This is a genomic window from Frateuria defendens (assembly GCF_001182895.1).
Lineage (GTDB): Bacteria > Pseudomonadota > Gammaproteobacteria > Xanthomonadales > Rhodanobacteraceae > Frateuria_B > Frateuria_B defendens.
Map to the genome: position 1 here is coordinate 1 of NZ_LFQR01000059.1, position 26,863 is coordinate 26,863.

The window sequence follows — 26,863 nt, forward strand, 5'->3', positions numbered from 1 at the left end:
GCATCCCTGCCGGCCACCCTTCGGGCTTTTCCATCCCTCCCTCGCCGCGCCCCAGGGGCCCCGGAAAGAGCCGCGCACATCCGTGTGCGCACTCTTGGCGCGCTCGCTGCGCGAGCGCCTAAGATGCGAGCGAGCGGTGGCTTGTTGTCCTTATCGCTCTTTGGCTCTTGGAGTCCCCTATGCGGCGGCCGGCGCTCAGCCCGCCAGCATGGCCCGCGCCAGCCCGAACCCACCCAGCGCCAGGGCGGCGAGCAGGCCGAGCAGGGCCAGCGTGAAGCCGCTGCCGCGGCGGGCCGGGTCCTTGAGATAGGCCGCGGCGTACCAGGCCCGGCCGGCCACCCACAGCAGCCCGGCGAGCCCGGCCCACAGCGGCGCGCCGTAGCGCGCGGCCAGCCACAGCGCGGGCAGGAACATCAGCGTGGCTTCCAGCGTGTTCATCTGCACGCGGAAGGCGCGCTCGAACAGTGGGTGGCCACTGGTGGCGGGCGCATGGACGCCGTAGCGCGTGCGCGCCCGCGCCACCAGGGCGGCGGTGCCCAGCTGCAGCAGCACGGCAAGCAGGACCACCAGGGCGGGCAGGTGCTGGATCATGGGAACCTCGCTGAAGGGGACGCCACTGTAGCGCTTGGCGCCCGCTGGCGAGTACGGCTATCGTCCCGGCGAGCCCGGTCGGGCCCGCGCAATGCTTCGAGGAACCCTATGGACTGGCAGAAAGGTCGACCCAGCGAGAACGTGGAGGAAGGCAGCGGCGACGGCCGCGGGGGCGGCGGTTTCCTGCCCGGCGGCGGGCGCGGCCTCGGCCTCGGCGGGCTGCTGATCCTGGTCGTGCTCAGCCTGGTCTTCAAGCGCGACCTGATCACGCCGTTCCTCTCCGGCGGCGGCGAGCCGGCGCAGACCAGCGGGCAGGCACAGGGCAACCGCAAGGTCGATTGCGTCAACTCGCCCGACGAGAACGTGCGCTTCGTCTGCAACGTGCTGGGGACGACCGAAGACACCTGGAGCCAGCAGTTCAGCGCTGCCGGGCGGACTTACCAGGTGCCGAAGCTCAACCTGTTCAAGGGCCGTGTGGCGACCGCCTGCGGCGGCGCCACCGCCGCGGTCGGCCCGTTCTACTGCCCGGGCGACCAGAAGGTGTACCTGGACCTGGATTTCTTCGGCGAACTGCAGAACCGCCTGCACGCCGGCGGCGACTTCGCCCGCGCCTATGTGGTGGCGCACGAGGTGGGCCACCACGTGCAGAAGCTGCTCGGCGTGTTCGACCAGGTGGCCCGGGCGCGCCAGCGCGGCGCGCCGATGGAGGGCGCCGACGGCCTGTCGGTGCGCCAGGAGCTGCAGGCCGACTGCCTGGCCGGCGTGTGGGCCAGCCACAGCCAGCAGAGCCTCCACTGGCTGCAGGAGGGCGACCTCGAATCCGCGCTCAACGCGGCCAGCCAGATCGGCGACGACACCCTGCAGCGCGAGGCGCGTGGCGAGGTGATGCCCGACTCCTTCACCCACGGCACTTCGGCGCAGCGCGTGAAGTGGTTCAAGGCCGGCTTCGAGGGCGGCGACGTGGGCCGTTGCAACACCTTCGCCGGCGCGCTCTGAGCCCGTGCGGGCGTGCCCCGCGGTGGGCCGGCGCGAACGGCCGGCGGCGCGCCGCATCGGCTTCTCCCTGGAGCGTTTTCCCCGCTCGTGACGGCCAGCCGCCCCCCGTACGCCCATGGGCGGTTGAATGGCGATGGCGGACCCTCTTGCGGCCGGCGCGGGCCATATTAGAATCCGCGCGCTGCGCGCCTTGGGGTGCGCTCCCTGGTGGGTTACGCATGGATCATCCGTGCTTGCATTGCGGCGTCTGCTGCGCCTATTTCCGCGTCGCCTTCCACTGGTCCGAGACCGATCCCGCGCTGGGCGGCACGGTGCCGGCGGCGCTTACCGAGAAGCTCGACCCGCACCGCGTGGTGATGCGCGGCACGCAAGCCTCCAAGCCCCGCTGTGCGGCGCTGGAAGGGCCGCTGGGCAGCGCCCGTTGCGGCATCTACCCGCGCCGGCCCTCGGTCTGCCGCGCGGTGCCGGTTTCGTGGGAGTTCGGCGAACCCAGCCCGCAGTGCGACAAGGCCCGCCTCGCCTACGGCATGGCGCCGTTGACGCCGGCTGACTGGATCGGCGTCGTACGCGAGGCCGCCACTACGGGGTCGTCGCCCACGCCCGGCGTGCCCGGCGCGATGGTGGCGGCGAGCGAAGCGGCCGCGGTTCCGCTGGCGCCCGCCGGCTGATCCAGCCCGGCCCCTGCCGGGCCCGGGCGTGTGCTCAGGCCGGGACCTCGTCCGCCCTGGGCAGCCCCAGCGCGAAGCGCAGCGGATCGAGCAGGGCGCCGTAGTGTCCGGCGCGGGCGGTGTCGCGGCGCAGCGGCTGGCGCACCTGGGCCGCGCTGGGCGTGCGCACGCTGCGCATGGCGCGGTGGAAGTCGAGGCAGGCGGCGTCGAACGGCAGCGCGCAGAAGGCGAGCAGGGCGCGGATCTCGCCCTCGGGATGGTCCAGCAGGGCCTCGTACGACTGGATGCGCAGGCGCATCGGATCGGCCGCCTGCCAGGCCGCCATCGCGCGCTCGTAGTCGCGGGTGTAGGCGGCGATGTCGGTGAGCGTGCAGGCGAAGTGCGGCCGCGCGTAGAACTGCTGCTTGTAGCAGGACCAGCCGGCCTCCAGCGCGTCGCGCCGCGCGTCGACGATGCGCGCGCCGGGCAGCATGGCGCGCAGCACGCCGGCGTAGAGCCAGTTCTCCGGCAGCTTGTCGGTGTGGCGGGGGCGCTGCCGGCGCCAGCGTGCGGTGCGTTCGAGGTAGCGCCGGCCGAGCCGCTGCCAGTCTTCGGCCGTGGCCGCCTCCACCCACTGCGGGAAGGCCTGCCGCCGGCGCGCCGATTCCTCCTGGATCACCAGCCCGAGGTCGGGCAACTCGCTGGCGCCCTCCACCTGCGGGTGCGTGGCGAGGATCTGCTCGAACAGGGTCGAGCCCGAGCGCGGCAGGCCGACGATGAAGATCGCCTCCGTGCCCAGCGCCGGGTCGAGCGGCGCCGGCAAGGCGCGGTCGGCCTTCAGCACCGCGCTCACCTGCGCATGGAAGGCGCCGGCGTTCCACGGCGCCAGCCGGTGCCATTCGGCGTTGGCCTCGCGCAGCGCGGAGAAGGCTTCCGCATAGCGGCCCTGGTCCTCGCACACTTTGCCCAGCGCGTAGCCCATGGCGATGCGGTCCGGCGGCGCCAGGCCGTCGCGCTGGAGCAGGGCGGCCAGTTGCGCGCGGTCCTGGTCGGACAGCGGCCGGGTCTTCATGTTGGCGAGGCCGCGCCAGGCGTCGCCGCAGGCCGGGTGCAGGCGCAGCGCGGCGCGGTAGCTGGCGTCCGCCTCGTCGAAGCGGCCCCGGTGCACCAGCGCATCGCCGAGCAGGATGTGCGCCGGCAGGAACCCGGGCGCCAGCTCGACGGCCTGCGACAGCGCCGCGATGGCCGGCTCCGTCTCGCCGAGCAGTTGCAGCTGGCGGCCGAGGTTGAAGTGCGGCATCGGCTCGCGCGGCGCCAGCTCGGCGGCGCGGCGCCAGGTGGCCAGCGCCGCGTCGATCCGGCCGGCGGCCTGCTGCGCGTTGCCGAGGTCGGTGAGCGCGAGTGCGTCGTCCGGCCAGCGCGCCAGCGCGCGCTGCAAGGCGGCGACGGCTTCGGCGTGGCGCCCGGTGCGGGTGAGCAGGATGCCGTACAGGCGCAGCGCCTCGGGGTGCGCGGGCGCCTCGTGCAGGACGGCATCCAGTTGTTGCGCGGCCTGTGCCGTGGCGCCGTCGCGGATCGCCCGCGCCGCCGCCTGCAGGCGGGCGACTGCCGATGCCGGCAGACCGGTCAGGCGCGCGTCGGGCGAAGGGGGAGCGGAAGGAGGAAGGGCGGCCATGCGACGTCCGGGCTGTGCGGCCGCACGATGGTAAGCCGGCGGCGCGCCGTCGCGCGAGGCGACGGCATCACAGCGTTGCGATGCGCCCGGATGGAAGCGCGACCGGGGAAACGCGACCGGGCTGTCGCCCGACGCGTGCCGGGGGCACCGTCAGCGCGGGCGCCGCGGCGGCCGGCGCCCTTCGTGCGGACGCGGGCCGCGGCCGGGCGCTGCGCCGTGCGGGCGCCGCGGCCGGGCACCGCCGCCCTCGTCCTCGTTACCGTCCCACGGCGCGATGCGCAGCTGCTGGCGGCTCACCCACACTTTCTTGAGGTGGTTGAAGGTTTCCTCGGGCATGCCGTCGGGCAGGTCGATCAGGCTGTAGTCGTCGCGCATGCTGAGGCGACCGATGAAGCGCGCCTCCAGCCCCGACTCGTTGGTGATCGCGCCGATGATGTTGCCCGGCTTGGCGCCGTGGCTGTGGCCCACCTCGATGCGGTAGGTGCGCTTGCCTGGCTCGGTGGCGTGCGGGCGCGGCGCGCGGGACGCGCGCTCGCGCGGGGCGCCGTCGCGGTCGGCGTGGCGCGGCGCGCGTTCCTCGCCGTCGCGCTCGTGGGTGCGCTCGCGCCGGGCCGGCGGCTCCAGCAGCAGCGGGCGGTCGCCCTGCACGAGGCGCGCGAGCGCGGCGGCGATCTCCGCGGCCGGCACGTCGTGCTCCTGCTCGTACTGGTCGATCAGCTGGCGGAACAGCTCCAGGCCCTCGGCGGCGAGGGTGTCGCTGATGCGTTGCTTGAAGCGTGCCACGCGGCGGTCGTTGACGGCCTCCACCGAGGGCAGCTTCATCTCCTCGATCGGCTGCCGGGTGGCGCGCTCGATCGCGCGCAGCATGCCCTTCTCGCGCGGGGTGACGAACAGGATCGCCTCGCCGCTGCGCCCCGCGCGGCCGGTGCGGCCGATGCGGTGCACGTAGCTCTCGGTGTCGTAGGGGATGTCGTAGTTCAGCACGTGGCTGATGCGCTCCACGTCCAGGCCGCGCGCGGCCACGTCGGTGGCGACCAGGATGTCGAGCTTGCCGTCCTTGAGTTGGCCGATCACCCGCTCGCGCTGCGCCTGGGCGATGTCGCCGTTGATCGCCGCGGCGGCGAAGCCGCGGGCGGAGAGCTTCTCCGCCAGCTCCTCGGTGGCCTGCTTGGTGCGGGCGAACACGATCATGGCGTCGAACGGTTCGGCCTCGAGGATGCGCGTCATCGCATCGAGCTTGTGCAGGCCGCTGACGAACCAGTAGCGCTGGCGGATGTTGGTGTTGGTGGTGGTCTTGGTCTTGATGGTGACCTCGACCGGGTCCTTGAGGTTGCCCTGCGCGATCTTGCGGATCGGCGCCGGCATGGTGGCGGAGAACAGCGCCACCTGGCGCTCCGGCGGGGTGGCCTTGAGCACCTTCTCGACGTCGTCGATGAAGCCCATGCGCAGCATCTCGTCGGCCTCGTCGAGCACCAGGAACTTCAACTCGGAGAGATCCAGCGTGCCCTTGTCGAGATGGTCGATCACGCGGCCGGGGGTGCCCACCACGACGTGCACGCCGCGGCGCAGCGCGTGCAGCTGCGGGCCGTAGCTCTGGCCGCCGTAGATCGGCAGCACCTGGAAGCCGGACAGGTGCGCGGCGTAGCGCTGGAACGCCTCGGCCACCTGGATGGCCAGTTCGCGCGTGGGCGCAAGCACCAGCGCCTGCGGCTTGCCGGCGCGGGCCTCGATGCGCGAGAGGATGGGCAGCGCGAAGGCGGCCGTCTTGCCGGTGCCGGTCTGCGCCTGGCCCAGCACGTCGCGGCCTTCCAGCAGCGGCGGGATGGTGGCGGCCTGGATCGGCGAGGGCGACTCGTAGCCCACGTCGGCCAGCGCGCGCAGTACCTCCGGGGCGAGGGCGAGCGCGGTGAAACCGGCGGTTGCCGGGGCGGTATCGGTATCGACGGACGACATGGGGGAAACCTCGGGGTGGCATGCCCGGCGGCATGCGGCAGAATGTAGGGCATTGTACCAGCCCCTTGCGCCCCGCCCGCGGCGTGCGCGCTTTTTTCCTCCCCGATTCCCCATTCCCTTTGATAAAGAGGTGACACGCATGCAAAGACGTCTGGACGGCCGTATCGCCCTGGTCACCGGCGCCTCCTCCGGCATCGGCGAGGCGACTGCGCTGGCGCTGGCCGAGGAGGGCGCCCGGGTCGCCATCGCGGCGCGCCGGCGCGACCGGCTCGAGGCGCTGGCGGCCAGGCTCGAGGCGCTCGGCGCCGAGCCCCTGCTGCTGGCGGCGGACCTGCTCGACGAGCGCGAGGCGCAGCGCGTGGTGGCCGAGACCGAGGCCCACTACGGCCGCCTCGACATCCTGGTCAACAACGCCGGCGTGATGTACCTGGAGCCGGTGGCGGAGGCCGACCTCGGCCGCTGGCGGCGGATGCTGGAGCTCAACGTGCTCAGCCTGATCGCCTCCACCCAGGCGGCGCTGGCCGGCATGCGCGCGCGGCGCGACGGGCACATCGTCAACGTCTCCTCCACCGCCGGGCGCGTGGCCAACCCCAACGCGGCGGCGTATTCGGCCACCAAGTTCGGCGTGGTGGCCTTTTCCGAGGCGCTGCGCCGCGAGGTCTACCAGGACAACATCCGCGTCAGCGTGATCGAGCCGGGCGTGGTGGCCACCGAGCTGCGCGAACACATCGGCCACGCCGACACCAAGGACGCGCTCAACGCCTGGGCCGACAGCATGCGCCAGCTGCAAAGCCGCGACGTGGCCGAGGTGATCGCCTTCTGCGTGAGCCGCCCGGCCCACGTCAATATCAACGAGGTGTTGATGCGGCCCACCGACCAGGAGCGCTGAGGATGGCCGGGGCGGACGGCGCGCCGCCACTGTCGCCGCTGCGTACCGCGCGCGCGGCGATCCGCCTGCCGGAGGCGGCGGATGCCCCGCTGCTGCTGCGCTTCCGGCTGGAAAACCGTGCGCATCTGGCGCCGTGGGAGCCTGTGCGCGAGGCGGACTACTACACCCTGGCCGGCACGCGCGCGGCAATCGCGGAAGGCCGCCGCGCGGCGGCCGAGGACCGCGGCTATCGCCTCGCGGCCTTCGCGCCGGACGGCTCGGCGGTGCTCGCCACCTTCGCCTTCTCCAACGTGGTGCGCGGCGCCTTCCAGGCCTGCCATCTCGGCTACGCGGTGGATGCCGGGCAGCAGGGCCGCGGCCTGATGCACGAGGTGTTGCAGGCCGCACTGGCCTGGGCGTTCGGCGATCTGGGCCTGCACCGCGTGATGGCCAACTACATGCCGCGCAACCTGCGCAGCGCGCGGCTGCTCGAGCGCCTTGGCTTCGAGCGCGAAGGCTACGCGCCGCGCTATCTCAGGATTGCCGGCGCGTGGGAGGGCCACGTACTCACCGCCAAGGTCCGCCCCGGCGGGTAGAACTAGCCGATGCGGCGCACCGGCGCGAGCAGAGGCTGCGGGCGCAGCAGCGCCGCTAGGGTGGCGCGCTGCTGCCAGGCCAGCAGCAGGTGCACGGCCAGCAGCACCAGGCCGGGGCTGAGCAGGTGGCGTTCCATCACCGCGTGGTAGCCGACGATCACCACCGTGGGCGCGGCCAGCACCACCAGGGCCAGCGCCACATAGCGGTTGCAGAGCACGGCCAGCCCGCAGGCGAGGTACACCACGCCGAGCACGGGAAAGACGAAGCCGCTGCCGGCGAGGCCGGTCATGAAGATCTGCGACTGCGGCGTGCTCGGCGCCGGCGGCGTCCAGAAATGCAGCAGGTCGTTGAGGCCGGCGAACACGAACCAGGCGCCGAAAGCCAGGCGCAGCGCGAACAGCAGGCCATGCGCGAACACGGTCATGGAACACTCCAGAGGATGGCGAGGGCGCGCATCATCGGCGGAGGTCGGGCCGCGCGGTATCCGCCGGACGGCTAGGCCGGGCGGCCTAGCCGTGGCGTCGGGGCCGGGGGTCAGGCCTGCGAGCTGGTGTTGCCCGGCTTGCGCCGGCGGCGGCGACGGTTGTGGCTGGCCTGGTCGGCGGCGCCGGCGTTGGCGCGCGGCGTCGGCGCGCCGTGGCTGCCGGTGCGGGGCTGGCGCGCGCCGCGCGGCTGGCGCTGCTGTTGCTGCGGGCGCGGCGCGCCGGCGTCCAGGCGCAGCGGCTGCGAGGGCTCGTAGCCGGCCGCGTCGACGATCTCGATCTCCTGCTTCACCAGCTTGCGGATGTCGCGCAGCAGGCCCGATTCCTCGTGGCTCACCAGCGACACCGCCAGGCCTTCGGCGCCGGCGCGGCCGGTGCGGCCGATGCGGTGCACGTAGTCCTCGGCCACCATCGGCAGGTCGAAGTTGATCACCATCGGCAGCTGGTCGATGTCGATGCCGCGCGCGGCGATGTCGGTGGCCACCAGCACGGTGATGCGCCCGCTCTTGAAGTCGCCGAGCGCGCGGGTGCGCGCGTTCTGGCTCTTGTTGCCGTGGATGGCGGCCGAGCGCACGCCGGCGGCCTCGAGGAACTTCACCAGCTTGTCGGCGCCGTGCTTGGTGCGGCTGAACACCAGCGTCTGGCGGCGGCTGTCCTCGGCCAGCACGTGCAGCAGCAGGTCGCGCTTGCGCGCGGCGTCCACCGGGTGCACGCGGTGGGTGATGGTGGTGGCGACGGTGTTGGCCGGCGTCACCGAGACCTCGCGCGGCTGGTGCATGAAGTCCAGCGCCAGCGCCTTGATCGGCGGCGCGAAGGTGGCCGAGAACAGCAGCGTCTGGCGCTGCTTCGGCAGCGCGGCGAGCACGCGCTTGAGCGCGGGCAGGAAGCCCATGTCGAGCATGCGGTCGGCCTCGTCCAGCACCAGCACCTCGACGCCGGAGAGGTCCACCGTGCGCTGCTGCATGTGGTCGATCAGGCGGCCGGGCGTGGCGATCACCACGTCCACGCCGCGGCGCAGCGCCTGGATCTGCGGGCCCATGCCGACGCCGCCGAAGATCACCGTGCTGCTCACGCGCAGGTGCTTGCCGTAGTCGCGCAGGTTGTCGTTGACCTGGGCCGCCAGCTCGCGCGTGGGCGTGAGCACCAGTGCGCGCGGACGGCGCTGGGTGGCCTCGCGGCCGTGCATCAGCTTGTGCAGCAGCGGCAGCGCGAAGGCGGCGGTCTTGCCGGTGCCGGTCTGTGCGGCGGCCAGCAGGTCGTGGCCCTCCAGCACCAGCGGGATGGCGCCGGCCTGGATCGGGGTGGGATTGGCGTAGCCCTGGTCGGCCAGCGCGCGCAACAGCGCCGGCGCAAGGCCCAGCGATTCGAAAGACATGCATACTCCTGCGCAACCCGGAGCGTTCTTTCAGAACCGCGTTGCAATCAATTAGGGGGGGGGAGAGGCCGCCCGTGGCGGGCGTGCGCCGGCAAGTATAGCGGGGAACGCCATGGCGTGCTGAACCGGCGTGCGGAAGCGTGCCGCAGGTCTCGCCGCGCCGCATTCCGCGGCGGTCAGGCCGGGCGCTGCGCCAGGATCAGGTAGCTGTTGAACGGCGTGCGGCCCCACAGCGGCTGCATGCGGACGTCCAGACCGGCGGCGCGCAGCGGCGTGGCGACTTCGTCCGCCGAGGGGTAGTGGGTGGGGCGCACACGCATCCAGCCGCTGTAGTAGAGGAACTGCTCCTCCACCACGGTGGCATGGAAGCGCCAGTGGCGTTCGCGCAGCACGTTACGGATCACCAGCAACCCGCCCGGCGCCACGTGCGGGGCCAGCGCGGCGAGCAGCTCGGGCTGGCGCCCGGCCGGCAGGTAGTGCAGCACGTCGAGCAGGGCCACGTGGCCGCGGAACTCGGGCAGGTCGGCGGCGTCGGCGACCTTGAGCTGCAAGGCGCCCTCCAGCCCCTCCGCGGCATGCCGGCCGGCGACGATCTTGCGCTCGTCGTGGTCGATGCCGAGGTATCGACGCAGGACGCCGCAGGCATGCAGGTAATGGCCGAGCAGGCCCATGCCGCAGCCCACGTCTAGCAGCGGCAGCGGCGCGGCGAGGGCGAGCGTCTTCGCCGCGGCGGCGTACAACGGGTCGCCGGCCAGCTTGTTGCGCACGTACTGGCGCTGGCCGGCGGTGGGGAAGCGCGCGGCGATGGCGAGGCGGGTGGGGCGGTCGATGCGCGTCATGGCGTGCGGCGCGGTCGGTGGCGGGAGCGGGCTCCTGCGTGATGGCGGGATCGCGGCCTGCCGCAGGGGCCGCGCGGGACGAGCGCGGCGACCGGCATCACTTGCCGCCGGTATAGGCGGCGTATTCGTCCGGCGTCAGGCGGCCGTTGCCGTCCTTGTCTGCTTCCCGGAAGTGGGCGCGCAGGGCCTTCAGGCCCTCCACGTCCTTCGGGATGTCGCCGCGCGTGAGGTAGCCGTGATGCTGCGTGTCCAGCTCGCCGAAGGACGGCACGTCGGCATCGGCCGCATGGCCCGTGGGCATCTGCTGCGGCGCGGGGCGGGGTTCCTGCTGGGCATGGGCCGCGCCCAGGGCGAGCGCGAAGCCGGCGAGGGCCAGGGCAGGGACACAGATACCTGTGCGTTGCATCGACATCTCCTTGGCGAGTGGTGATGGAACGAGTGTAGGCAAGCCTCGTCGTCGCATTGTGAGCATCTTGGCCGACAAATGCGAATGCGGCGGCAGTGCAGTACGCATCGATGGCGGTCGCACACGTATCGATACCTGAAAACGCGAAGGGCCGGCCCCGGTGGACAGGGCCGGCCCTTCTTCAAGCCACGCTGGCGTCGCTTACTGGCAGGTCACGCCGACGGCGGTGAACGCCGCCGCCACGTCGCTGCCGGAGTAGCCGTAGTCGGCCGCCGCGCTCTCGACGCCGCAGGCGCCGGAGTTGTAGGTGGTGGTGGCCGTCCAGTAGAGCGCATTGGCGCGCTCGAACACCTCGAAGGCCTTCTTGGTGTCCCAGCCGCCGGTCTTGGCCAGCGTACAGAAGGCCTTGTTGTACACGCCGCTGGAGTAGTGCACGTCCAGGCCCGAGGTGTAGTTGGCCGCGTTGTCGATCGAGCGGCCGTCCTGCGTGGGCGTGCACATCCAGCGCAGCGCGGTGCCGTTCTTGATGATCTCGGCGCCCACCAGCCAGTCGTTGTGGTCGCGGTCGAAGAACTCCGCCGCCTCGCCCGCCATGTCCGAGAAGGACTCGTTGATGCCGCCGGACTGGCCCGAGTACTGCAGGCCCGAGTGCTGCTCGGTGAAGCCGTGGCTGATCTCGTGGCTGGTCACGTCCAGCGACACCAGCGGGTAGAAATAGCTGGCGCCGTCGCCGAAGTTCATCGAGCTGCCGTTCCAGAACGCATTCTCGTAGTTGCGGCTGTAGTGCACGTTCATCACCAGCTGGAAGTTCAGCGGCGGCGCGCCGAACCAGCTGTTGTACATGTCGTGCACGACGCCGCCGAAGTGGTGCGCGTCGTTGATCGGCGAGTAGGCGCCGTTGATGCCGTCGCCCGTGCTGTTGAAGCAGGTGAAGGCCCACACCGAGCCGCCGGTGCGCCGGCCACCCAGGTTCACCGTCTTCACGTCCGGGTTCTGCGCGTAGCAGGTGCTGCCGGACTGGGTGACCTCCAGCGCCGCGTAGTCGGTGCCGTAGAGATACTGGCCGGTCTTCTGGTTGCCGCCTGGTCCGGTCGCGGTGGCCGGGGTGCCGGTGCCGCCGCCACCGCCGCCGGGCTTGCCGGTGGTGAGGCCTTCCCAGCTCTGGATCACCTCGCCGGTGTTGGCGTCGACCAGCGCGGTCGGGCGCGAGGGCTTGCCGCTGCGGTCGACGAAGAAGGAGGTGAGGTAGGCCAGGCGCGCCTTCTTGCCTTCGGCGTAGACGAACAGGTCGGCCTGCTCGACGCCGATGTCGGACGGCGCCACCGCATCGATGCCGATGCCGAGCGGCAGCAGGCCGGCGTGCTGGCGCAGCGCGGCGAGGGCCTGGGCGCGGCTCAGCGCGGGCGTGACCGAGGCCAGGTCGAAGCCGAGGCCCTGGGCGATGCTGCCTTCGGCGCCGAGCGCGGCACCCACCGCATCGTGCTCGACGACCAGGCCGCGGCCGTACACCGGCACGCCGCGGAACAACTGCTGCTCGCGGGTCTTGAGCGTGCCGTGCACCGTCTGCGCCGAGCGCTGCGGCGACAGCGAAGCTTCCGGATCCAGGCCCAGGTGGCGGCCGACCTCCGCAGCAGCGAGCCGGCCCAGCGCCGGTGCGTGGATGCGCGTGGACGTGGCGGCCATCGCGCCGGAAGCGGCGGCAAGACCCATGGCGGCGAACAGGGCGCCGGCCAGCGGTTTGTGCATCATCGTTCTAACCTCCCCGAATGGATGGACCGGCGGTCCGTCATGGACCGCCGGCGTGCCGCCGGCAGTGCCCGTCGCCAATCCCCTCCATCGGCGACGGATGCCGGCTGCCGCAACGTATGATCTTGCGGGGGATGCCGTCAATGCGGATAACCGGCCCCGCGTCACGGCCGGCGGAAGTGCTAGCCTCCGGCCTTTGCGTTTCGCCCCTGCCGGAGCCGGAGCATGGCCGTTCTTTCCACGCTGCGCGAACTCGATCCCCAGCAGCGTCACACCGTCCTGGCCAGCTTCCTCGGCTGGACGCTCGATGCCTTCGACTACTTCCTGTTGACCTTCGTCATCGTCAGCGTCGCCAGCGAATTCCACGTTGCGAACAGCGAGGTCACCTACGGCCTGCTGCTGACCCTGATGGCGCGGCCGCTGGGCGCGCTGATCTTCGGCCGGCTGGCCGACCGCTTCGGGCGGCGGCCGGTGCTGATGCTGGACGTGATCCTGTTCTCGGTGTTCGAACTGGCCACCGCCTTCGCACACACGCTCGGCACGCTGCTGGCGCTGCGCTTCCTGTTCGGCATCGCGATGGGCGGCGAATGGGGCATCGGCGCCTCGCTGGCGATGGAGTCGATCCCGCCCAAGGCGCGCGGCGCGGTGTCGGGCCTGCTGCAGAGCGGCTACCCCTGCGGCTTCTTCCTCGGCGCGCTGGCGAACTGGCTACTGGTGGACCACATCGGCTGGCGCGGGCTGTTCGTGGTCGGCGCGCTGCCGGCGCTGCTGGTGCTCTACATCCGCCGCAAGGTGCCCGAGTCGCCGGTGTGGCAGGCGCGCCAGCCCGCGCAGGCCAGGCGCGGCCTGGGCGAGGCGATGCGCGGGCACTGGAAGCTGGCGCTGTACCTGATGCTGCTGATGGCCGCGTTCAACATGTTCAGCCACGGCTCGCAGGACATGTACCACACCTTCGAAGAGGTGGACCTCGGCCTCAAGACGGGCTCGGGCGCGGCCTTCGTGCTGGTGGCGCTGCTCAACCTCGGCGCGCTGGCTGGCGGGCTTGTTCTTCGGCGCCTGGTCCGAGCGCGTCGGGCGGCGGCGGGCGATGATCGTCGCCGCGCTGCTCGCGATCCCGGTGATCCCGCTGTGGATGTACGGCGGCTCGCTGGCGCTCTACGGCCTGGGGGCGTTCCTGATCCAGGTGATGGTGCAGGGCGCCTGGGGCGTGGTGCCCACCCACTTGAACGAACTTTCGCCCGACGCGGTGCGCGGCACCCTGCCGGGCTTCGCCTACCAGATGGGCAACCTGCTCGCCGCCGGCACCGCCAGCGCGCAGAGCTGGCTGGCCGAGCGCCACGTCGGGCTGCCGCTGGCCATGTCGGGCTGGATGGCCGTGGTGGCGCTGGTGCTGGCGCTGCTGGTGTACCTGGGGCCGGAGGCGCGCGGGGTGGGCTTCGGCGGCGCTGCGCCGACCAAGAACTAAGCGGCCCTGACGGCATGGGCGGCGGGGCGTTCTGATAGAATCCGCCGCTTTGCAATCCCTGACGAGACGCACGATGAAGGCTGGCAAGGACAAGGTCGTATCCCTCCACTACACCCTCGCGGTGGACGGCGAGCAGGTGGAAAGCTCGCACGACCGCGGCGAGCCGCTGTGGGTGCTGCTCGGCCACGGCCAGCTGATCCCGGGCCTGGAGAAGGCGCTGGAAGAGCGCGAGGCGGGCGAGTCGCTCAAGGCGGAGATCAGCCCGGCCGAGGGCTACGGCGAGCGCCAGGAGGGCATGATCCAGCGCGTGCCGAAGAAGTACTTCCAGCAGTCGGCCAGGCTCAAGCCGGGCCAGACCACCGTGCTGGCGCTGAAGGAAGGCGGCCACCGCGTGGTGGTGGTGCACAAGGTCGGCATGACCGCGGTGGACGTGGACCTCAACCACCCGATGGCCGGCAAGACGCTCCACTTCGACGTCACCGTGAACGAAGTGCGCGAGGCGAGCGAGGAGGAGATCCAGCACGGCCACGCGCACGCGCCGAACGCCGAGGCGCACTGAGCGCATTGCGGCGATGGCCGGTGATGGAAACGAAAACGGCGCCCTCGGGCGCCGTTTTTCATGTGCGGCGGTCGCTGGATTTCAGTCGAGCAGCCGCTTCCCGTAGGCGAAGTGGTCGCGCCAGTAGGGCCCGTCGATGTCGTCCATCCGCACCGTGCCGCCGCTGTTGGGCGCGTGCACGAAGCGGCCCTTGCCCACGTACACGCCCACGTGGCTGATGCCGCCGCGGCCGCCGAAGAACACCAGGTCGCCGCTGGCCAGTTCGGTCATGCGGGTGAGCTTGCGCCCGTCCAGCGCGGCCAACTCGCGCGAGCTGTGCGGCAGGCTGATGTTGGCGCCGTTGCGGTAGATGTAGTCGACCAGACCGCTGCAATCGAAGCCGCCCTGCGGGGTGTTGCCGCCCCAGTGGTAGGGCGTGCCGACCAGGGCCATGGCGTGGAACAGCACGTCGTTGGCGACCTGCGCGTTGGCGGTCGAGGGCGCGCGGGCGGGCAGGTTGGCGAGCACCGAAGCCGGAGGCTCTCGGCGATGCGGGCCGCCGGCGCAGCCGGCCAGCAGCAGGAGCAGCAGGGCGGCGGCCGGCCGGAGGGAGGGCGACAGCGGGCGAAGCGGGGCGGCCAGGCGCATGCGAAAACCTCGGGTGAAGTTTTCGGCAAGGCTAGCAAATCAAGGGATTGCGTAGAAGTCTTGAGACTAAAGGCGAGTGTTGTACGCATCCTCTTCAGACGCGACGGCCCACGCGGCAGCCCTCCGCCGATGGAGGCCGCACGCCCGGCTCAATGCACGCCCGGAGCCACGTCCAGCGCGCGCTCGGCCAGGACGCGGCCGTCGATGTCCACGGTGCGCAGCCGGTAGGCGCCGGAGCGCAGGTAGAGCGTGTTGTCCGCGCCCGCTTCGAGGAACAGATAGCGGTCGGCCGCCACGGCTTCGGCGGATTCGTTGGCGTAGCGCGCCTCGACCAGGCACGGCACGCCCGCCTTGCAGGCGTGGCTGTCCACCGGCACGGGGACGCGCAGCCCGCCGAGTGCGAGCCAGGGCGGGCGCCGGCCGCGCGAGGCGGGCGGCAGCATGGGGTAGCCCTTGCCGTCGAGCTCGACGCGCACGGGGCCGCGCGAGTAGTCGGAAATCGCCTCGTTGGCCGGCGGCAGGACGACGTTGGCGTCATAGGCCTGCGGCCGCGCGCTCCAGAATGCCTGGCCGTCGCGCCGGCGGAACACGACCGGGCGGTTCGGATGGTAGGCGCTGATCAACTGGGCGTAGTAGTCCTTGGCCGGGCGATGGCGCTCCGTGCCGAGCGTGAGCATGTCCAGCATCCGGCTCTTGCGCAGGCTGGCCTCGATCTCGCGCCGGGCGGCGGCCTCGCTGGCCGGCTCTTCCTCGCGCAGGTCCACCTGGTCGATGCACAGCGGGTCGCTGCCGCTCAGTTCGCGCAGCAGCAGGCCCATCGGCTTCACTGTCGCGCCCAGCCGGCCGGCGGCCTTGTCGATGTGGGCGTAGCCGCCGTGCACGAACAGCCGCGCCTTCGGGTCGCCGGCGAGCGCGCGCCGGTAGAGGTTGCGGGCCTGGCCGTCCTCGCGGCTCTGCGGCGAGCCCCCACCGGCCTCATACGGCACCACGGTGTAGCCCAGCCGGACGGCCTCGCGCACGATCTCGCCGTAGACCGGCTCGTGCAGGTACTCGCTGCCGCTGGCGGCGACGGGATAACCGCGCCGCATCAGCCCCTCGTCGCGCTCGTCCAGCGCCTCGGCGGCGAAATGCGTGAAGCCGAGCCTGCGCAGCCGCGGCAGCAGGGCCAGCGTGAGCAGGCGCGTGTGGGCGTCGTGGTGCGCCTCGTTGACCATCACGATGCGGCGGCCGGCGGCCTGTGCGGCAATCGCCTCGACCGCATCCACGGCCTCCCACTCCGGCGGCACCGGCAGCTGGGCGCCGGCCAGCGGCTGGTTCTTGAGCGGAAAGTCGCGCACCGCCTCGCTGTAGAGGCCGAGCTCGTTCTCGGTGAAGGCCAGCCACTGGTGCGCGAGCAGCAGGTCCTGGCCGGCGAGGTCGGGCAGGCGCGTGACCAGGTAGCGGTAGCGCGGCAGGTCGTCCCGCAATGGCTGGATGCCGCTCAGGAAATCCTGCTGCGGCGCCTGGCGCGCCGGGGCGGCGGCGCACAGCGCGACGCCGAGCATGGCGAGACAGACGACTGTCATCCGACGCATGCCAGCGATCCCCCGATCCATGACAGTGGGCGCCAGCCTAGATTTACGCCCCAGCCGGCGCAAGGCGCTGTGCAGCGAAGCGGTCGGGGCGCTTCGCTGCGCCTACGGTTGCCGTGCCCCCTACCGCCGCCGACACTACGGCCATGGACCTCTACACGCTCGAACGCGGCAGCGCGCCCCTGCTGATCAGCCTGCCGCACGACGGCAGCGACATCCCGTCGGAACTCGCCGTGCGCCTGCATCCCGCCGCGCGCCGCTCGCCCGATACCGACTGGCACGTCGGCCGCCTCTACGAGCCGCTGGCCCGCGAACTCGGCGCCAGCCTGCTGCGGCCGCGGCTGTCGCGCTACGTGATCGACCTCAACCGTCCGGCCGACGGGCAGGCGCTGTATCCGGGGCGGCGCGAGACCGGGCTGGTATCCACCCTCGGCTTCGACGGCGAGCCGCTGTACCTGCCTGGCGCCGAACCGGACGCGGCCGAAATTCAACGGCGGATAAACGCCTACTGGCGGCCTTACCACCTCGCGCTCCAGCAGGAACTTGCGATGTTGCGGGTGCAACACGGGCGGGTGGTGCTGTGGGAAGGCCATTCCATCCGCCGCCGCGTGCCGATGCTGTTCGAAGGGCCGTTGCCGGATTTCAACCTGGGCACGGCGGACGGCGCCAGCTGTGGAGCGGCCTTGCAGGCGAGCCTGGCGGATGGCCTCGAAGCGCAGCGGGACTTCAGTTTCGCGGTCAACGGGCGCTTCAAGGGCGGCTACATCACCCGGCAGTATGGACGTCCAGACGAAGGCGTCGAGGCGGTGCAGCTGGAGCTGGCGCAATACCGCTACATGGACGAGAGCAGCTTCGCCTACGACGAGGCCGGGGCGGCCGCGGTGCAGGGCCTGATCCGACTGCTGCTGCGCCGCTGCATCGCGTGAACGCAGGTTTCTGCGGGTGCCGTTAGGCGCATGTGAAGTCAAGGCCGCAGGCCGGTTTGCGTGCGCCGGGCGGTGCGGCGTGTTCAGTTTCGAGACGACGCGGCGGTCGCATCGTGAAGCCGTCACATCGCCTGCCGGCTGATGCAAGGGGGCGGCGGCGTGGCGCTCTTTCCCCCAACTTCGAGGCTACAACCATGCGCAAACTCGTGATCGCTTCCCTGCTCGTGTCGGGTCTTGCCCTGGCCGGTTCCGCGCTGGCCCAGGACGCCGCCACGGCGCCGGCCGCCGGTTCGACGAGCAGCCAGCCTGCCGCGACCAAGACCACCACCAAGCATCACCACCACAAGCACAAGGCCGCGACCAAGTCCACCACGGCGCCGGCTCCGGCCAGCACCAGCGGCAAGTAAGCGCTACGCGGTCTGCTGCGAAACCCCGGCCGGCTCGCGCCGCCGGGGTTTTTCTATGCGCTCACCGTTCCAGCGCGGCGACGCATTTGAGTTCGATCGCGATCGGCGTGGGCAGGGCGCTGATGCCCAGCGTGGTGCGGCAGGCGTCGACGCCGGCGAAATGCTCGGCGTAGAGCCGGTTGTAGGCGGCGAAGTCGCGCGCCATGTCGGTGAGGAAGACGGTCACGTCGACGAGGTCTTCCCAGCGGGCGCCGCCGGCTTCCAGCACCGCCCGCACGTTGGCGAATACCTGCCGGCACTGCGCCTCGATGTCGTAGGCGAGCAGCGCGCCGGCGGCATCGTAGACGTTGCCGGGGATCTCGCCGCTGCCGGGCCGGCGCGGGCCGACGCCGGAGAGGAACAGCAGGTTGCCGACCCGCCGCGCGTGTGGGTAGGCGCCGACCGGCGCGGGCGCGTCGCCGGTGCGCACGATGCGGCTCATGCGGGCCGTCCGCCGATGCATGCGTGCACGGCGCGGCGGTAAGGCACGGCGGTTTCAGTAGCGGATGCAGACATTCTTCGCCTCGGTGAAAAAGCGCAGCGCCTCGACGCCGCCCTCGCGGCCCACGCCGGATTGCTTCATGCCGCCGAACGGCGTGCGCAGGTCGCGCAGCATCCAGCAGTTGACCCACACCACCCCGGCCTCCAGCCGTGCGCCGAGGCGGTGGGCGCGGCCGAGGTCGCGCGTCCACACCGAGGCGGCGAGGCCGTAGCCGGTGCCGTTGGCGATGGCGAGGGCCTCCTCCTCGTCCTCGAACGGGAGCAGGCTGACCACCGGGCCGAAGATCTCCTCCTGGTTGGTGGGCGAATCCGCCGGCAGGCCCTCGATCACCGTCGGCGCGACGAACCAGCCCTGCGCGCAGCGGCCGCCGGGTTGCACCGCGTGGCCGCCGCAGAGCAGGGTGCCGCCCGCGGTGCGGGCGCGCTCGATGCAGGCGAGCACCTTGTCGAAATGCGGCCGCGAGACCAGCGCGCCGAGGTCGCTGTCCGCCCGCAGCGGGTCGCCCACGTGCAGGCGGCGCACGCGCGCGAGGTAGCGCTCGCGGAAAGCCTCGTAGATGGAGCGCTGCACCAGCAATCGCGAGCCGCACAGGCAGATCTCGCCCTGGTTGGCGAAGCCCGAGCGCACCAGGGTGTCGAGGTCGGCGTCGGTGAGCGCCGCGTCGTCGAACACGATGGCCGGGTTCTTGCCGCCCAGTTCCAGCGAGAGTTTCTTGAACTGCGGCGCCGCCGCGGCCGCGATCGCGGCGCCGGTGCGGGTGGAGCCGGTGAAGGAGATCGCCTTCACCGCCGGATGCCGCACCAGCGCCTCGCCGACGCCGCCGCCGGTGCCCTGCACGATGTTGAGCACGCCGGGCGGTAGGCCGATCTCGACGCTGAGTTCGCCGAGCAGGTGGGCGGTGTAGGGCGTGACCTCCGAGGGCTTGGCCACCACCGCGTTGCCGGCGGCGAGCGCGGGGGCGATCTTCCAGGTGAGGAGGTACAGCGGCAGGTTCCACGGGCTGATGCAGCCCACCGTGCCCAGCGGCTGGCGCAGCGTGTAGTTCACCGCGCCGCTTTCCATCGCGTGCGCCTCGCTGCCCCAGGCCTCGGCCGCGGCGGCGAAGAAGCGCAGATTGGCGACGGCGCGGGGGATGTCGAGGCTGCGGGCGAGCGCGAGCGGCTTGCCGGTGTCGCGCGACTCGGCGGCGGCGAAGGTTTCCAGCCGCGCCTCGACAGCCTCGGCCAGCCGGCGCAGCCAGCGGGCGCGCTCGGCGGCGGGTGTGGCCGCCCAGGCCGCGGCGGCCATGCCGGCGGCCTCGACCGCCGCCGCCACGTCGTCCGCGTCGCCGTCGGGGCTGCGCGCGAAGGGGGCGCCGATGGCCGGCTCGTGCACGTCGAGGTAGCGGCCGCCTGCCGGGGGCCGCAGCCGTCCGCCGATCAGATGGGAAAGGGTCGCCGCCATGGGGGCGAGCTTAGCGCGACGGCCGCGTGCCGGCGTCAGCTCAACGAGCGCGTGCGTCCGCCGTCCACCGGGATGCTCACGCCGTTGACGTAGGCCGCCGCCGGCGTGCAGAGGAAGGCCACCACCGCCGCCACCTCGCTGGGCTCGCCGAAGCGGCGCGCGGGCACGCTCGCTACCAGCGCGTTCGCCATGTCGCGGGCGCTGCGGCCGCTGGCCGCCGCCTGCGCGGCGAGCAGGCTCTCCAGGCGGTCGGTGCGGGTGTAGCCCGGCAGCACGCTGTTGACGGTGATGCCGTCGGCGGCCAGTTCGCCGGACAGCGTCTTGGCCCAGCCCGCCACCGCGGCGCGCACGGCGTTGGAGACGCCCAGGCCCGGGATCGGCTCTTTCACCGAGGTGGAGATCACGTTGACGATGCGGCCGTAGCCGGCCTCGCGCATGCCCGGCAGCAGCGCCTGCACCAGCACCTGGCCGGCGATCAGGTGCTGGCGGAAGGCGGCCTCGAAGGCGGCGGGGTCGGCCGTGTGCGCCAGCCCGCCGGGCGGGCCGCCAGTGTTGTTGATCAGGATCTGCGCCGGATGGGCCGTCGCCAGATCGACGGCGAAGGCCTGCAGCGCGCCGGTGTCGAGCATGTCCACGGCGTGCCAGCGGTGCTCTTGTTGCGCGTGCGTGCGGGGCAGTTCGGCGGCCAGCGCGGCCAGCGCGTCGGCCGAGCGGGCGAGCAGGGTGACGTCGGCGCCCAGGGTGGCGAGCTCGATGGCGCTGGCGCGGCCGATGCCCTGCGAGGCGCCGCAGACCAGCGCGTGGCGACCGCTCAGATCGAGTTGCATGACGGTGCTCCTTCGAGAACCTGTCCGATCTCCCGGCGATCCGCGCGAAACGCCGGCGCGCCGCTCGGGAGGGCTTGCGGGAAGTGTACGCTCAGTGGCGCGGGCGATGCGTCGCGGCGGGCCGCTCAGCGCGCCCGCCATTGCAGGTACAGCGCCGCGAACCAGCAGGCCCAGGCCAGCCACAGGGCCCAGCGCCAGACGCGGTACCAGCGGGTGATCGCCGCATCCTGCAACAGCTCGGGCAGGCGCGGGCGGGCGGTGCGCAGCACCAGCTGCAGGCGCATCCAGATGCGCACCGCGCTGCGCGAGCCTTCCTCGGGCTCGGCGATGATCTTCCACTGTTGTGGGTGGCGCTGGCGCAGCAGCGTCGCCACGCGGTACTGCGCCACGTAATAGAGCACGAAGCACACCACGCCGCCGAACAGCAGCGCGAGGTAGAGGACGACCACGTTCAATCTTTGCTCCTGAGCCAGGGCACCGGCAGGGAGGTGCGTAAGGTATGCAGCAGGCCGTCGCCCGGCGGGGCCTTGTCGCAGATCGCGTTGTCGATCGCCTTCCTGTAGGAATCGTTCATCACGCCGGCCCAGATCGCGCCATCGGGCCCGTGCGGGAGGCGGAAGCTGCCGTTGGGGGCCATCTTCACCGGCGCCTCGGCCGAGAAGGCGGCCGGCGACTGCTCCCAGTACGTGCTGCCGGTCTGCTGGCCGGCGGAGGAGTAGAGCACCAGGTAGCGGGCCTTGTCGCTGTTCACCTCGACCTGGCCGAAGGCGCCGGTGCTGCTGTTGCTCCAGCCCATGTACTCGCACAGGCCGACGTCGCGCGTGTCGAGCGGCTGGAAGGCTTCGTCCAGCTGCACCACGGTGGGCGCGAACAGGTAGCTGGCGCTGAGCCAGCGGCCGTTCAAGTCCGCCTTCAGCGCCACGCGGTAGGGCAGCTTGGCGTCGGGCGGCAGGCGGAAGGCCAGGAAATAGCTGTGCACGCCGTTGATGTTGACCACCGGGCTGCCCGGGCCCAGCTCGAACTTCTTCGGCCGCCAAGGCAGCATCGTCTGGTAGGAGAAATCGGCGAAGCTGCTGCAGCAGGGCGTGGCCTGCTTGAGCCGGTTGCGCGCCGCGTCCAGCGAGTTGCTGGTGTCGCTCGGCGCGCGCAGGTTCGGCGGCACCAGCACTTTGATGCTGTGGCAGGCCCCGAGCAGCAGCGTCAGGGCTATCGGCGCGATGAGCGGGGCGGTACGTCGTCGGGGCATGGAAAGTCGCAGATCTTTAGAATTCGGCCGTCCCTGCCGCGCGTGGATAGGGGATGGCGTCGCGGATGTTGGACAGGCCGCAGACGTATACCAGCAACCGCTCGAAGCCTAGGCCGAAACCGGCGTGCGGTACGGTGCCATAGCGTCGCAGGTCACGGTACCAGCCATAGGTGGCCGGATCGAGGCCGAACTTGGCCATGCGGCGGTCGAGGTAGTCCAGGCGCTCCTCGCGCTGGGCGCCGCCAATGATCTCGCCGATGCCGGGCGCCAGCACGTCCATCGCGGCGACGGTCTTCTCGTCGTCGTTGAGGCGCATGTAGAAGGCCTTGATCGCCTCGGGGTAGTTCATCACCACCACCGGGCGGCCGACGTGCTTCTCGGCCAGGTAGCGCTCGTGCTCGGTCTGCAGGTCCATGCCCCACTCGACCGGGTAGTCGAACTTCTGCCCGGACTTCTTCAGGATGGCGATGGCGTCGGTGTAGTCGATGCGCTCGAACGGCTGGGCGATGAAGGCTTCGAGCCGGGTGATGGCCTCGGGCAGCACGCGCTCGGCGAAGAACGCCATGTCGTCGGCGCGCTCCTCCAGCACGGCCTTGAAGATCGCCTTGAGGAAGGCCTCCGCGCAGTCGGCGTCGGCGGCGAGGTCGGCGAAGGCGATCTCCGGTTCCACCATCCAGAACTCGGCCAGGTGGCGCGGCGTGTTGGAGTTCTCGGCGCGGAAGGTGGGGCCGAAGGTGTAGACCTTGCTCATCGCCAGCGCGTAGGCCTCGACGTTGAGCTGGCCGGACACGGTGAGGAAGGCCTCGCGGCCGAAGAAATCCTTGCGGAAGTCGATCCTGCCCTTCTCGTCGCGCGGCAGGTTGGCCAGGTCCAGGGTGGACAGGCGGAACATGTCGCCGGCGCCCTCGGCGTCGGAGGTGGTGATGATCGGCGTGTTGATCCAGAAGAAGCCCTGCTCGGTCAGGTGCCGGTGGATCGCCATCATCATGCTGTGGCGCACGCGCGTCACCGCGCCGAACAGGTTGGTGCGCGGGCGCAGGTGGGCCACCTCGCGCAGGAACTCCATCGAGTGCGCCTTGGGCTGGATCGGGTAGGTTTCCGGATCGTCCACCAGGCCGGTCACGGTCACCGCGTCCGCCTGCAGTTCGAAGCTCTGGCCCTTGCCCTGCGAGGGCACCAGGGTGCCGCTGACGATTACGCCGGCGCCGGCGGTGAGGTGCTTCACCTCGCTCTCGTAGTTGGCGAGGGTGGCGGGCACCACCGCCTGGATCGGGTCGAAGCAGGAGCCGTCGCTGACGTTGACGAAGGACAGGCCCGCCTTGGAGTCGCGCCGCGTGCGGACCCAGCCGCGCACGGTCACCTTGCCGCCGGCCTCGACGCGGCCGGAAAGGGCCTGCTTCACGCTAACAACCGCCATGAATTGAAACTCCCGCTGTGGCGCCATATCTCGGCGCTAGGACAAACCGACATGATAATGTAGGCCTTGTCCGCCCCGCGACCTCATCGCGCGCCGCCACGAATTGCCATGACCATCTCGATCACCGCCACCGCCAACCAGCGCATGCGCCAGTTCCTCGCCCAGGCCCCGGCCGCGTCCGGCGTGCGCTTCGGCGTCAAGCGCACCGGCTGCTCCGGTTTCGCCTACGTGGTGGACCTGGCCGACACGGTGGGCGAAGGCGACCAGGTGGTGGAGATCGACGGCGTGCCGCTGGTGGTGGACGCCAAGAGCCTGCCGCTGGTGGACGGCACCGTGATCGACTTCCAGCGCCAGGGACTCAACGCCGCCTTCGTGTTCCACAACCCCAACGCCACCGGCGAGTGCGGCTGCGGCGAGAGCTTTACGGTGGGTTGAGGGCGGGGACGCGCCTGCCCGGGCGCCACGAGTCCCTGCGGCATACCGGATTCGGCTCTCAAGTCCTTCGTGCCCGCGAGGCGGTTGGCCGTCGCAACTTCGCTACCGCCCCTCGTCCCAGGCTTTTCAAGCGCTTGCCGCCAGCCGGCCGCGCATCGTACACTTCCGCTTCTGTCCGCACGGCTTTGCCACGCGGGCGCCCTTGCCTCACCGCACCGGCGGGAGGCTGCGAGGCCCGCAAGGGCCGCATCCACGAGGAGTTTGACCGATGACCCTGCGTCATTACGAAATCGTGTTTCTGGTCCACCCTGACCAGAGCGAGCAGGTCCCGGCGATGATCGATCGCTACAAGACGCTGATCGAAGCCGACGGCGGCAAGATCCACCGCCTGGAAGACTGGGGCCGTCGCCAGCTGGCCTACCCGATCCAGAACCTGGCCAAGGCGCACTACGTGATGCTCAACATCGAAGTGGGCCAGAACGCGCTGAACGAGCTGGAGTCGGGCTTCCGCTTCAACGACGCCGTGCTGCGCCACCTGACCGTCAAGCGCGACGAAGCCGACACCGAGCCGTCCTTCATCCTCAAGAGCAAGGAAAAGGATGACGCCAAGTCCGCCCGCCGCCGCGATGACGATGGCGACCGCGACAGCAGCGACAACGACTGATCAGGAGCGTAGCCATGTCCAAGTTCTTCCGCCGCCGCAAGTTCTGCCGCTTCACCGCCGAGAAGGTGAAGGAGATCGACTACAAGGATCTCAACACGCTCCGCCAGTACATCACCGAGACCGGCAAGATCGTGCCGAGCCGCATCACCGGCACCAAGGCGCGCTACCAGCGCCAGCTGGCCTCCGCGGTCAAGCGCGCGCGCTTCCTGGCGCTGCTGCCGTATACCGACAACCACGACGTCTGATTGTCGAGGGAGTAGGGAATAGGGAATAGGTTCGCCCTTGCGGCCTGCTCTCCGATTCCCTATTCGCTTCCCGATGCCCAACTCTTCGGACACCCGTCCAAGGCTGCGCCGGCCGCGTCCGGCGCTAACGAAAAGGAATAGACCATGGAACTGATTCTTCTCGAGAAAGTCCGCAACCTCGGCAACCTGGGCGACAAGGTCAAGGTGAAGCCGGGTTACGGCCGCAACTACCTGCTGCCGCAGGGCAAGGCCGTGCCGGCCACCGCCGCCAACCTCGAAGCCTTCGAGCAGCGTCGCGCCGACTACGAAGCCAAGGCCAACGGCCTGCTGGGCGAGGCCGAGTCGCGCCGCGCCAAGCTGGCCGACGTCTCGGTGACCATCGCCGCCCACTCCAGTCCAGAAGGCAAGCTGTTCGGCTCGGTCGGTCCGCGCGACATCGCCGAGGCGCTGCAGGCCGCCGGCCACGACGTGCACAAGGGCGAAGTGATCCAGGGCGAAGGCCCGATCCGCAACACCGGCGAGTACGACGTGCTGGTCAGCCTGCACGCCGACGTGCAGACCACCGTCAAGGTGATCGTGGTCGGCGACAAGTAAGCCGCCGCCGATGCCATTCGGCACGAACGGGCGCCCTCGGGCGCCCGTTCTCGTTTGCGCCAGAAGGTTATCCACCGACATGCACAGCTTTTCCACAGACTTATCGTCTCGGCGCCTGGGACGCCGCCGCGTATGATCGAGGACGACGAACGCGGCGCGCGGAAAAGGCGCCGCCGGTCTTCCGACGCATCGCGAGGCGAATCGATGGCCTTCAGTCCCGAGCGCAGATCCGGCAGCCCTTCGGTGGTGGAGGCGCTGCGCATGCCGCCGCATTCGATCGAGGCCGAGCAGGCGGTGCTCGGCGGCCTGATGCTGGCGCCCGACGCGCTGGACAAGGTGGCCGACAAGCTCGGCGAAAAGGATTTCTACCGCAAGGACCACCGCCTGATCTGGCGCGCCATCACCGAGCTGGCCAACAAGGGCATGCCGTGCGACGCGGTGACCCTGGGCGACTGGTTCGAGGCCAACGACCTGGCCGAGATGGTGGGCGGCGCGAGCTACCTGATCGAGCTGGCCAACGCCACGCCGAGCGCGGCCAACATCGGCGCCTACGCCGACATCGTGCGCGAGAAGTCGGTGCTGCGGCAGCTGATCGACGCCGGCACCGCGATCACCGAGGACGGCTACCGCCCGGAAGGGCAGAGCGTGCAGGAGGTGCTGGAGGCCGCCGAGCAGCGCGTGTTCCACATCGCCGAATCCGGCGCGCGCGGCAAGAAGGATTCCGTCTCCATGCGCGAGGCGGTGAAGGACGCCTTCCGCCTGCTCACCGAGCGCTACGAAAACCGCGGCCAGCTCACCGGCATCTCCACCGGCTTCACCGACCTGGACGAGCTGACCTCGGGCCTGCAGCCCTCCGACCTCATCATCCTCGCGGCGCGCCCCTCGATGGGCAAGACCGCGTTCGCGCTCAACCTGGCCGAGGCCGCCGCGCTGCGGGCGAAGAAGCCGGTGGTGGTGTTCTCGATGGAAATGTCGGCCTCGCAGCTGGCGTTCCGACTGATCTCCTCGATCGGCCGCATCCACCAGCAGCACCTGCGCAACGGCGACCTCAACGAGGAGGACTGGCCGCGCGTCACCAACGCCATCGCCATCCTCTCCGAGGCCAAGATCTTCATCGACGACACGCCCGGCCTCTCGCCGGTGGAGCTGCGCTCGCGCGCGCGCCGCCTGCAGCGCGAGCACGGCACGCTGGGCCTGATCGTGATCGACTACCTGCAGCTGATGCAGGTGCCCGGCAACAAGGAGAACCGCGCCACCGAGATCTCCGAGATCTCGCGCTCGCTGAAAGGCCTGGCGAAAGAACTGAACTGCCCGGTGATCGCGCTCTCCCAGCTCAACCGCTCGCTGGAGCAGCGCGCCGACAAGCGGCCGATGATGTCGGACCTGCGCGAGTCGGGCGCCATTGAGCAGGACGCGGACGTGATCATGTTCATCTACCGCGACGAGTATTACAACAAGGAATCGCCGGACAAGGGCCTGGCCGAGATCATCATCGGCAAGCAGCGTAACGGCCCCACCGACACGGTGAAGCTCACCTTCCTCGGCCACTACACCAAGTTCGAGAACTACGCGCCGGATTCGTTCGTCGGTGCGTTCGAGTAGCCGCGCCGCTTTCTTGTAGGCGCGCCTGCGCGCGACCGCTCTATCGCGAGCCTGGCGACCAGGCGGAGCGGCCGCGCGAAGGCGCGCTCCTGCGCCGGGCATGGCGTGCAAGGGCGATG

Annotated in this window: 28 protein-coding genes and 1 pseudogene; 13 read left to right on the forward strand and 16 right to left on the reverse strand. The window is 71.0% G+C overall.

All coding sequences use genetic code 11. The features are described from left to right. Positions 1-195: 195 nt before the first annotated feature. Positions 196-591, reverse strand: a complete 396-nt coding sequence (locus tag ACH65_RS09780; RefSeq protein WP_425478279.1) for an MAPEG family protein — start codon at positions 589-591, stop codon at positions 196-198. 108 nt (positions 592-699) lie between these two features. On the opposite strand from ACH65_RS09780, the gene ypfJ reads away from it, so the two are divergent. Beyond that, the gene (gene ypfJ, locus ACH65_RS09785; RefSeq protein WP_049622409.1) at positions 700-1,587 is read left to right on the forward strand and encodes a KPN_02809 family neutral zinc metallopeptidase; all 888 of its coding nucleotides are present in this window, start codon (positions 700-702) and stop codon (positions 1,585-1,587) included. A gap of 218 nt (positions 1,588-1,805) precedes the next feature. Beyond that, the gene (locus tag ACH65_RS09790) at positions 1,806-2,255 is read left to right on the forward strand and encodes a YkgJ family cysteine cluster protein (protein ID WP_082190243.1); all 450 of its coding nucleotides are present in this window, start codon (positions 1,806-1,808) and stop codon (positions 2,253-2,255) included. 34 nt (positions 2,256-2,289) lie between these two features. Here the strand turns inward: ACH65_RS09790 and ACH65_RS09795 are convergent, their stop codons facing one another. Beyond that, positions 2,290-3,909: a tetratricopeptide repeat-containing sulfotransferase family protein gene (locus ACH65_RS09795; protein ID WP_049622410.1), complete on the reverse strand. Its 1,620-nt coding sequence runs from the start codon at positions 3,907-3,909 to the stop codon at positions 2,290-2,292. Between the two features lie 150 nt (positions 3,910-4,059). Beyond that, the gene (locus ACH65_RS09800; protein WP_049622411.1) at positions 4,060-5,862 is read right to left on the reverse strand and encodes a DEAD/DEAH box helicase; all 1,803 of its coding nucleotides are present in this window, start codon (positions 5,860-5,862) and stop codon (positions 4,060-4,062) included. Positions 5,863-6,001: 139 nt separating this feature from the next. Between ACH65_RS09800 and ACH65_RS09805 the strand changes: the two genes are divergently transcribed. Together ACH65_RS09805 and ACH65_RS09810 are read left to right on the forward strand one after the other, a co-directional pair. Then, the gene (locus ACH65_RS09805) at positions 6,002-6,751 is read left to right on the forward strand and encodes an SDR family NAD(P)-dependent oxidoreductase (protein ID WP_049622412.1); all 750 of its coding nucleotides are present in this window, start codon (positions 6,002-6,004) and stop codon (positions 6,749-6,751) included. 2 nt (positions 6,752-6,753) lie between these two features. Further along, positions 6,754-7,326 carry a GNAT family N-acetyltransferase gene (locus tag ACH65_RS09810; protein ID WP_049622413.1) on the forward strand — a complete coding sequence of 191 codons (573 nt, stop codon included), beginning with the start codon at positions 6,754-6,756 and terminating at the stop codon, positions 7,324-7,326. 2 nt (positions 7,327-7,328) lie between these two features. Here ACH65_RS09810 and ACH65_RS09815 read toward each other — a convergent pair whose 3' ends face one another. The 5 genes from ACH65_RS09815 to ACH65_RS09835 form a co-directional block, all read right to left on the reverse strand. Further along, positions 7,329-7,751 carry a DoxX family membrane protein gene (locus ACH65_RS09815; protein ID WP_049622414.1) on the reverse strand — a complete coding sequence of 141 codons (423 nt, stop codon included), beginning with the start codon at positions 7,749-7,751 and terminating at the stop codon, positions 7,329-7,331. A gap of 110 nt (positions 7,752-7,861) precedes the next feature. Further along, positions 7,862-9,184: a DEAD/DEAH box helicase gene (locus ACH65_RS09820; protein WP_049622415.1), complete on the reverse strand. Its 1,323-nt coding sequence runs from the start codon at positions 9,182-9,184 to the stop codon at positions 7,862-7,864. 176 nt (positions 9,185-9,360) lie between these two features. Continuing rightward, positions 9,361-10,023: a class I SAM-dependent methyltransferase gene (locus ACH65_RS09825; RefSeq protein ID WP_153242548.1), complete on the reverse strand. Its 663-nt coding sequence runs from the start codon at positions 10,021-10,023 to the stop codon at positions 9,361-9,363. Between the two features lie 97 nt (positions 10,024-10,120). Beyond that, the gene (locus ACH65_RS09830; protein WP_049622416.1) at positions 10,121-10,429 is read right to left on the reverse strand and encodes an EF-hand domain-containing protein; all 309 of its coding nucleotides are present in this window, start codon (positions 10,427-10,429) and stop codon (positions 10,121-10,123) included. Between the two features lie 201 nt (positions 10,430-10,630). Then, on the reverse strand, positions 10,631-12,178 hold the full coding sequence (locus tag ACH65_RS09835; RefSeq protein WP_049622417.1) for a M4 family metallopeptidase: 1,548 nt from the start codon (positions 12,176-12,178) through the stop codon (positions 10,631-10,633). 222 nt (positions 12,179-12,400) lie between these two features. Here ACH65_RS09835 and ACH65_RS09840 point away from each other — a divergent pair. Together ACH65_RS09840 and ACH65_RS09845 are read left to right on the forward strand one after the other, a co-directional pair. Further along, positions 12,401-13,640, forward strand: a pseudogene (locus ACH65_RS09840) (MFS transporter). A 73-nt stretch (positions 13,641-13,713) separates the two neighbouring features. Further along, entirely contained in the window at positions 13,714-14,199 is a 486-nt protein-coding gene (locus ACH65_RS09845; RefSeq protein ID WP_049622418.1) for an FKBP-type peptidyl-prolyl cis-trans isomerase, read from the forward strand. An 81-nt stretch (positions 14,200-14,280) separates the two neighbouring features. Here the strand turns inward: ACH65_RS09845 and ACH65_RS09850 are convergent, their stop codons facing one another. Continuing rightward, positions 14,281-14,826, reverse strand: coding sequence for a C40 family peptidase (locus tag ACH65_RS09850; RefSeq protein ID WP_049622419.1), 546 nt, complete (start codon positions 14,824-14,826; stop codon positions 14,281-14,283). Between the two features lie 149 nt (positions 14,827-14,975). Further along, on the reverse strand, positions 14,976-16,391 hold the full coding sequence (locus ACH65_RS09855; RefSeq protein ID WP_237561488.1) for a hypothetical protein: 1,416 nt from the start codon (positions 16,389-16,391) through the stop codon (positions 14,976-14,978). A 152-nt stretch (positions 16,392-16,543) separates the two neighbouring features. On the opposite strand from ACH65_RS09855, the gene hutG reads away from it, so the two are divergent. Together hutG and ACH65_RS09865 are read left to right on the forward strand one after the other, a co-directional pair. Beyond that, entirely contained in the window at positions 16,544-17,323 is a 780-nt protein-coding gene (hutG, locus tag ACH65_RS09860) for an N-formylglutamate deformylase (RefSeq protein WP_049622421.1), read from the forward strand. 194 nt (positions 17,324-17,517) lie between these two features. After that, a complete protein-coding gene (locus ACH65_RS09865; protein ID WP_049622422.1) occupies positions 17,518-17,730 on the forward strand; it encodes a hypothetical protein in 213 nt (70 codons plus the stop codon). 61 nt (positions 17,731-17,791) lie between these two features. Here the strand turns inward: ACH65_RS09865 and ACH65_RS09870 are convergent, their stop codons facing one another. The 6 genes from ACH65_RS09870 to asnS all read right to left on the reverse strand — a co-directional run bounded on the left by ACH65_RS09870 (position 17,792) and on the right by asnS (position 23,204). After that, positions 17,792-18,211, reverse strand: a complete 420-nt coding sequence (locus tag ACH65_RS09870) for a RidA family protein (RefSeq protein WP_049622423.1) — start codon at positions 18,209-18,211, stop codon at positions 17,792-17,794. Positions 18,212-18,265: 54 nt separating this feature from the next. Next, positions 18,266-19,714, reverse strand: coding sequence for an aldehyde dehydrogenase (locus tag ACH65_RS09875; protein ID WP_049622424.1), 1,449 nt, complete (start codon positions 19,712-19,714; stop codon positions 18,266-18,268). Positions 19,715-19,749: 35 nt separating this feature from the next. Then, positions 19,750-20,541 carry an SDR family oxidoreductase gene (locus ACH65_RS09880; protein WP_049622425.1) on the reverse strand — a complete coding sequence of 264 codons (792 nt, stop codon included), beginning with the start codon at positions 20,539-20,541 and terminating at the stop codon, positions 19,750-19,752. Positions 20,542-20,666: 125 nt separating this feature from the next. Beyond that, entirely contained in the window at positions 20,667-20,990 is a 324-nt protein-coding gene (locus tag ACH65_RS09885) for a hypothetical protein (protein ID WP_049622460.1), read from the reverse strand. 2 nt (positions 20,991-20,992) lie between these two features. Continuing rightward, complete coding sequence (locus ACH65_RS09890) at positions 20,993-21,787, reverse strand: MalM family protein (protein WP_049622426.1); 795 nt, start codon at positions 21,785-21,787, stop codon at positions 20,993-20,995. Positions 21,788-21,803: 16 nt separating this feature from the next. After that, on the reverse strand, positions 21,804-23,204 hold the full coding sequence (asnS, locus tag ACH65_RS09895) for an asparagine--tRNA ligase (RefSeq protein ID WP_049622427.1): 1,401 nt from the start codon (positions 23,202-23,204) through the stop codon (positions 21,804-21,806). A gap of 108 nt (positions 23,205-23,312) precedes the next feature. On the opposite strand from asnS, the gene ACH65_RS09900 reads away from it, so the two are divergent. From ACH65_RS09900 to ACH65_RS09920, 5 genes are all read left to right on the forward strand, one after another. Next, on the forward strand, positions 23,313-23,639 hold the full coding sequence (locus ACH65_RS09900) for a HesB/IscA family protein (protein ID WP_049622428.1): 327 nt from the start codon (positions 23,313-23,315) through the stop codon (positions 23,637-23,639). Between the two features lie 268 nt (positions 23,640-23,907). Beyond that, a complete protein-coding gene (gene rpsF, locus ACH65_RS09905) occupies positions 23,908-24,303 on the forward strand; it encodes a 30S ribosomal protein S6 (RefSeq protein ID WP_049622429.1) in 396 nt (131 codons plus the stop codon). 14 nt (positions 24,304-24,317) lie between these two features. Beyond that, positions 24,318-24,548 (forward strand): 30S ribosomal protein S18, encoded by a 231-nt coding sequence (gene rpsR, locus ACH65_RS09910; RefSeq protein ID WP_049622430.1) that lies wholly within the window; start codon positions 24,318-24,320, stop codon positions 24,546-24,548. Positions 24,549-24,692: 144 nt separating this feature from the next. Further along, positions 24,693-25,142 carry a 50S ribosomal protein L9 gene (gene rplI / locus ACH65_RS09915; RefSeq protein ID WP_049622431.1) on the forward strand — a complete coding sequence of 150 codons (450 nt, stop codon included), beginning with the start codon at positions 24,693-24,695 and terminating at the stop codon, positions 25,140-25,142. Positions 25,143-25,346: 204 nt separating this feature from the next. Beyond that, entirely contained in the window at positions 25,347-26,744 is a 1,398-nt protein-coding gene (locus ACH65_RS09920) for a replicative DNA helicase (RefSeq protein WP_049622432.1), read from the forward strand. The last annotated feature ends 119 nt before the right edge of the window (positions 26,745-26,863 follow it).

Coding starts and splice junctions, on each gene's coding strand:
- ACH65_RS09875 (WP_049622424.1), bottom strand. CDS start 19,714: ATGGCGGCGACCCTTTCCCATCTGATCGGCGGACGGCTGCGGCCCCCG.
- ACH65_RS09790 (WP_082190243.1), top strand. CDS start 1,806: ATGGATCATCCGTGCTTGCATTGCGGCGTCTGCTGCGCCTATTTCCGC.
- ACH65_RS09795 (WP_049622410.1), bottom strand. CDS start 3,909: ATGGCCGCCCTTCCTCCTTCCGCTCCCCCTTCGCCCGACGCGCGCCTG.
- ACH65_RS09820 (WP_049622415.1), bottom strand. CDS start 9,184: ATGTCTTTCGAATCGCTGGGCCTTGCGCCGGCGCTGTTGCGCGCGCTG.
- ACH65_RS09920 (WP_049622432.1), top strand. CDS start 25,347: ATGGCCTTCAGTCCCGAGCGCAGATCCGGCAGCCCTTCGGTGGTGGAG.
- ACH65_RS09805 (WP_049622412.1), top strand. CDS start 6,002: ATGCAAAGACGTCTGGACGGCCGTATCGCCCTGGTCACCGGCGCCTCC.
- hutG (WP_049622421.1), top strand. CDS start 16,544: ATGGACCTCTACACGCTCGAACGCGGCAGCGCGCCCCTGCTGATCAGC.
- ypfJ (WP_049622409.1), top strand. CDS start 700: ATGGACTGGCAGAAAGGTCGACCCAGCGAGAACGTGGAGGAAGGCAGC.
- ACH65_RS09850 (WP_049622419.1), bottom strand. CDS start 14,826: ATGCGCCTGGCCGCCCCGCTTCGCCCGCTGTCGCCCTCCCTCCGGCCG.
- asnS (WP_049622427.1), bottom strand. CDS start 23,204: ATGGCGGTTGTTAGCGTGAAGCAGGCCCTTTCCGGCCGCGTCGAGGCC.
- rplI (WP_049622431.1), top strand. CDS start 24,693: ATGGAACTGATTCTTCTCGAGAAAGTCCGCAACCTCGGCAACCTGGGC.
- ACH65_RS09800 (WP_049622411.1), bottom strand. CDS start 5,862: ATGTCGTCCGTCGATACCGATACCGCCCCGGCAACCGCCGGTTTCACC.
- ACH65_RS09830 (WP_049622416.1), bottom strand. CDS start 10,429: ATGCAACGCACAGGTATCTGTGTCCCTGCCCTGGCCCTCGCCGGCTTC.
- ACH65_RS09825 (WP_153242548.1), bottom strand. CDS start 10,023: ATGACGCGCATCGACCGCCCCACCCGCCTCGCCATCGCCGCGCGCTTC.
- ACH65_RS09880 (WP_049622425.1), bottom strand. CDS start 20,541: ATGCAACTCGATCTGAGCGGTCGCCACGCGCTGGTCTGCGGCGCCTCG.
- ACH65_RS09890 (WP_049622426.1), bottom strand. CDS start 21,787: ATGCCCCGACGACGTACCGCCCCGCTCATCGCGCCGATAGCCCTGACG.
- rpsR (WP_049622430.1), top strand. CDS start 24,318: ATGTCCAAGTTCTTCCGCCGCCGCAAGTTCTGCCGCTTCACCGCCGAG.
- ACH65_RS09810 (WP_049622413.1), top strand. CDS start 6,754: ATGGCCGGGGCGGACGGCGCGCCGCCACTGTCGCCGCTGCGTACCGCG.
- ACH65_RS09865 (WP_049622422.1), top strand. CDS start 17,518: ATGCGCAAACTCGTGATCGCTTCCCTGCTCGTGTCGGGTCTTGCCCTG.
- ACH65_RS09835 (WP_049622417.1), bottom strand. CDS start 12,178: ATGATGCACAAACCGCTGGCCGGCGCCCTGTTCGCCGCCATGGGTCTT.
- rpsF (WP_049622429.1), top strand. CDS start 23,908: ATGACCCTGCGTCATTACGAAATCGTGTTTCTGGTCCACCCTGACCAG.
- ACH65_RS09815 (WP_049622414.1), bottom strand. CDS start 7,751: ATGACCGTGTTCGCGCATGGCCTGCTGTTCGCGCTGCGCCTGGCTTTC.
- ACH65_RS09780 (WP_425478279.1), bottom strand. CDS start 591: ATGATCCAGCACCTGCCCGCCCTGGTGGTCCTGCTTGCCGTGCTGCTG.
- ACH65_RS09855 (WP_237561488.1), bottom strand. CDS start 16,391: ATGACAGTCGTCTGTCTCGCCATGCTCGGCGTCGCGCTGTGCGCCGCC.
- ACH65_RS09900 (WP_049622428.1), top strand. CDS start 23,313: ATGACCATCTCGATCACCGCCACCGCCAACCAGCGCATGCGCCAGTTC.
- ACH65_RS09870 (WP_049622423.1), bottom strand. CDS start 18,211: ATGAGCCGCATCGTGCGCACCGGCGACGCGCCCGCGCCGGTCGGCGCC.
- ACH65_RS09845 (WP_049622418.1), top strand. CDS start 13,714: ATGAAGGCTGGCAAGGACAAGGTCGTATCCCTCCACTACACCCTCGCG.